The 4,563-nt window shown below is 48.1% G+C and carries 6 protein-coding genes; all 6 read left to right on the top strand.

Features of this window, described 5'->3' with window-relative positions:
• Positions 1 to 769, top strand: a 769-nt coding sequence (locus RRY12_12610) for a DMT family transporter (protein MEG2185515.1), incomplete at its 5' end; no start/stop codon positions are given.
• A 264-nt stretch (positions 770 to 1,033) separates the two neighbouring features.
• Entirely contained in the window at positions 1,034 to 1,708 is a 675-nt protein-coding gene (locus RRY12_12605; protein MEG2185514.1) for a GntR family transcriptional regulator, read from the top strand.
• Positions 1,709 to 1,960: 252 nt separating this feature from the next.
• Positions 1,961 to 2,953 (top strand): TRAP transporter substrate-binding protein, encoded by a 993-nt coding sequence (locus RRY12_12600; protein ID MEG2185513.1) that lies wholly within the window; start codon positions 1,961 to 1,963, stop codon positions 2,951 to 2,953.
• A gap of 123 nt (positions 2,954 to 3,076) precedes the next feature.
• Entirely contained in the window at positions 3,077 to 3,553 is a 477-nt protein-coding gene (locus RRY12_12595) for a TRAP transporter small permease (GenBank protein ID MEG2185512.1), read from the top strand.
• Entirely contained in the window at positions 3,547 to 4,194 is a 648-nt protein-coding gene (locus RRY12_12590) for a TRAP transporter large permease subunit (GenBank protein ID MEG2185511.1), read from the top strand. The genes RRY12_12595 and RRY12_12590 overlap by 7 nt, the downstream gene beginning before the upstream one ends.
• A partial coding sequence (locus tag RRY12_12585) for a TRAP transporter large permease subunit (GenBank protein MEG2185510.1) occupies positions 4,082 to 4,563 on the top strand: 482 nt, incomplete at its 3' end. The genes RRY12_12590 and RRY12_12585, both read left to right, overlap by 113 nt.

The following is a 4,563-nucleotide window of genomic DNA, read 5'->3' as shown; positions in this document are numbered from 1 at the left end:
TATTATGTTTCTATGGTTTGTTCTACGAAAAGAGAGCTATAAGCTGGTTTTATCGCGAAAAATGTATGGTATATATCTCTTGCTTGCTCTGTTTACAATGTTTTTTAATGCTACAGGTTATTTGATTTCCTGCACCTATTTATCAGTACCTCAAGCCTTAATAATCCACTATACTTTTCCGCTTGTTACAATGATAGGCGGTGTGTTTGTAACGTCAGAAAAACCTTCCGTTAGCCAGTATATAGGTAGTATTATGGTGCTTATGGGTTTATATATTGGGTTTATGTTTGGAACAACCGCATCTAATGTAAGAATTTCAACTATGGGATTAGCTTGGGGGATACTTTCAGTCTTAGGATTATCTGGACAGACGCTTATATCTCGTAAAATCTCACTGACAGGTTTATCTGATCCTCTTGTCCAGTTATTTTATGTTCATTGTTTCGGGGGACTCTTGTTGATTATTGGAAAAAGCGTATTGCTAGGATGGGAAGATCTCGTGCATCTGACGCCGGCGATTTTCTTTGTTATGCAATATCCGGCTATTGTCTCTGGGTTGATTGCGTTTGGACTTTTGTTTGCATCTCTCAAATACATTCCAGCCTCTATTGCAAGCATGTTATGTACTCTCGAGATTTTATTTGCGCTATTATTAACTCCCATATTGCTTCATCAGATTCCTACATTTTATGAAATTATAGCTTGTGGCATTATCCTTTTTGCAGTGCTTTATTCAACATGGAAACCTAAGAAATTATCGCGTATCTGAAATCCTGCATGCAATCATACAATAAGGTATTTGCTATATTTATAAACAATGATTTCCGGATGAACCCCCATAACGGCGGCGGTAGTCTTTGCCGCGTGGGCGGCGGGGCGCAGGTGCGTGACTTTCTTTTTGACCGCAATGCCTTTTGAGTGTGGAAAATAAGTTACTGAAAGGTTTTGCTCTGTGATAATATACTTAAGCCATGTAAAATATATTAACTGAGCATGTGGCGCGTGAAAATGAAAAGGACAGGTGAGTCTGCCGATGGAAACCGTCTCTGCGAATGCGGGAAATAAAAAGGATCAAAATTTATCAAGCACAATTTATGAATCTATCAAGGAGCGCATAATAAACGGCGATTTTCTGCCAGGCGGCATCCTTATGGAGCGTACGATAGCGGACGAGTTCGGCGTCAGCCGTACTCCGGTACGTGAAGCGTTGAAACGGCTTTCGCAGGAGGGTTGGGTGGACTGGGAGGAGCGTCGTCGCGCCGTCGTCTCCGAGATAACGCTTGAAAAGATAAACGAGCTCTTCACTCTGCGTGAGATGATAGAACCGTTCGTCATCAAAAGGGCCATCGCACAGGGCAAGCCGCAGCTTTTAGCTGGGCAGCTGGCCGCCGTCAACCAGGAGATGGAAGCTGTGAAGGATTCCCCATTTGAGTTTATGAAGCGAGATATGGAATATCACACGACGATTGTGCAGTTCATGGGGTTGGGAAATCTGAATGCCATGTGGCAGAGAGTGAGCGAAGATATGACGCGGCTTGCCGCGCATTCGATATATCCAAGGCGCGCCCCAGATGTCATAATCGCTGAACACAAAGAACTGATAGAGGCGCTCTGGACCGCGAACGCCGAAAAAGCGCAAGCCTGCATCAGCCGCCATTTCTCTATAGTAGTGGACATAATACGGGAAAAGATGACGCCGCCAAAATAGCGGCTGCAATTTTAAAAACTTAAAAGGTTACTGGCCTCCCCTTTTGGAAGCGCGGCTTTTATCTCGCGTCTTCCAAAAGGGGTTTTTATATTATTTGCTCAAATAATATATTGTTCTTAATTTGGTATATTGACATCTAAACAAATACACTGTATCGTATAGTTGTTTCCGATATTCAGTCTATATTTCCGCTATACGAAAATAATCAAGAGCATCTCGCTAAGCGGGCAAATAAAAAAGGAGAGTGCAGCAATGAAAAAGTTCACATCTTTGACGGCGGTTTTATGTATCATGCTATTTGTAGGAACGGCATCGGCGGCTCCGAAATACGAATTCTCTGTTGCAAACGACTCGACGGACGATACGGTGACGGGCCTCATGACGCAGCAGTTAAAGAAGGTGCTGGAGGCGAAGTCTAAGGGCGCAATGAAGGTCAGCGCATTCCCGAACTCACAACTTGGCTCAGACCGCGAGCTGACACAGAGCCTTCAAAACGGCGAACTTGCGTTTGTCGTGCAAACCACCGCGCCGCAGGTAAATTTTGTACCAAAGGCGGCGGTCTTCGATCTTCCGAATCTCTTTCCAAATAAGCAGACGGCGCGTAAGGCGCTTGATAAGTTCCAGAAGGAGATAGCGCCCGAATATGCAAAGGCCGGCATAGTGATGCTTGGTTTCGCGGATCAAGGCTTCCGTGTCCTTTCCTCAAACAAACCGATCAACAGCATCGCAGATTTCAAAGGCCTGAAACTTCGCACGATGGAAAATAAATACCACATCCAATACTGGAAGGCCCTTGGCGCAAATCCGACGCCGCTGCCCTTCAGCGAGCTCTATCTCGGGCTCCAGCAGGGCACGGTCACCGGCCAGGAGAATCCATATGAAGTGATCGTCGCGACAAAGCTTTACGAAGTACAAAAGTATGTTATAGATACAAATCATCTTCTTCATTACATTACGATAATCATGAGCAAACCTATATACGATAAGCTAACGCCGGCGGATCAGAAGCTTGTCCGCGACGCTGCGCGCGAAGTGATCGTCTGGGGCCGCCAGCAGGCCGACAAGTGTCACGCCGACCGCGTCGCCGTCCTCAAGAAGAACAATGTCAAAATAATCACCATCAGTCCGAAGGTGCTCGCAGAGATGCAGGCCAAGGCAAGGCCGGTCTATGACAACATTACAAAAGCCGTTGGCTCTGACCTGGTGACAAAGCTTCAAAGCGCTGTGAAGGAATCCTCAAAGTAGGTCCTAAAAGCGCGTCAGGTAAATCAATATCGCTTAAAAAGGGGGCGGAAGCCAGCCAGGGGTTTCAGCCGCGATTTCCGACTCCTTTAATTTAAACAACGTAAAAACTGAGGAGGCATAATTATGTTGCATTGGCTCAATGAGCATTTTGAAGAGTCGCTTATGACTGCGCTTTTGTTTTTCATCACGCTCATCATCTCGTACTCGGTCGTCATGCGTTATATATTCAACGACTCCCCGTCGTGGGCGGAGGAGATTACACGCTTTTTGTTCATCTGGTCGGCTTTTTTGAGCATTGGGCTCTGCATCAAGCGTCAGAGCGCCATACGCATAGACATTCTATTGACCATGGTGTCGGAGAAAACGTCTAAGCGCCTTTTTGCCGCCGTAAATCTTTTTATCATCGCAGTGATGTGCTACTGGCTAAAAGGGGCTGTTACGGTAACAGGGACTCTAATGGATAATGGGCAGACCAGTCCCGCATTGCTCGTTCCAATGTGGCTCGTCTACGGAGCATCTGTTGCGGGATTTGCGATTGCCGTTTTCCGCAGCGCGCAGCAGTTTTACATAAATATCAGGGAGGCTGGAAGATCATGCTAGGATATGTATTCGCTGTTTTTGCAGTCTGCCTTGCCTTGACGGTGCCAGTCGGCATCACGATGGGCGTCTCGGCCATGGTGCCGCATTTTCTCAACCCGATGTTCCCCGCGAAGATAGAATTCATAGTCCGCCAAATGGTGGGCGGCGTCGATTCAACTCCGTTCATCGCAGTGCCGCTCTTCGTGCTCTCCGGCATAATAATGGCGCGCGGCGGCGTTTCAGATAAACTTTTCAACATGTTCTCGTACTTCGCGGGTGATAAAACTGGCGGGCTGCCCTGCGCCGTCGTCGTCACCTGCCTCTTCTACGGCGCTATATCCGGCTCTGGCCCAGCTACCGTTGCCGCTATCGGCGCAATGTCAATTCCGTTGCTGGTGGGACTGGGCTATGACAAGACCTTCGTCACAGCGCTGGTGGCTACGGCGGGCGGTCTTGGCGTCATCATCCCGCCGTCGATACCGTTTATTCTGTACGGGCTTTCGTCCGGTGTTTCTGTCGGCGCAATGTTTATTAATGTTTATTGCGGGGATACTTCCGGGACTGCTGATCGGCTTCTGTCTTATGGTCTATTCGTGGTACTACTGCAAAACGCGCGGCGAGGACAAGGAAAAACTGGAGGCTTACTGCAAAAACCTGCGTAAGGACGGCCTCTGGCATATCTTTAAAAACAGCTTTTGGGCGCTTATGACCCCGGTCATAATCCTTGGCGGCATCTACGGGGGCGTCACCACTCCAACGGAGGCGGCCTGCGTTTCTGTCGTCTACGCGCTCATCGTCTGCTGCTTCATTTATAAGACGATGGACTTTCACGACGTAGTGGAGACATTTAAAGAGGCGGTCTGCACCTACGCGCCGATAACCTTTATACTGGCGGGCGCAATGGCCTTTGGCCGCGTGCTCACGATAATGCAGGCGCCGCAGGCGATAGCAGTGATGATAACGGGGCTTGTCAGCAGCAAAGCCGGCGTGCTCATCGTTGTCAATATTTTCCTGTTGGGTGTCGGCATGGT

This window comes from Cloacibacillus sp. (assembly GCA_036655895.1).
GTDB lineage: Bacteria > Synergistota > Synergistia > Synergistales > Synergistaceae > JAVVPF01.
The sequence above is the reverse complement of the archived record's forward strand: the minus strand, read 5'-3'. Positions and strand labels throughout refer to the sequence as shown.

Excerpts from the sequence above, each read along its gene's own strand:
- RRY12_12605 (MEG2185514.1), top strand. The coding sequence starts at position 1,034 with ATGGAAACCGTCTCTGCGAATGCGGGAAATAAAAAGGATCAAAATTTA.
- RRY12_12600 (MEG2185513.1), top strand. The coding sequence starts at position 1,961 with ATGAAAAAGTTCACATCTTTGACGGCGGTTTTATGTATCATGCTATTT.
- RRY12_12595 (MEG2185512.1), top strand. The coding sequence starts at position 3,077 with ATGTTGCATTGGCTCAATGAGCATTTTGAAGAGTCGCTTATGACTGCG.
- RRY12_12590 (MEG2185511.1), top strand. The coding sequence starts at position 3,547 with ATGCTAGGATATGTATTCGCTGTTTTTGCAGTCTGCCTTGCCTTGACG.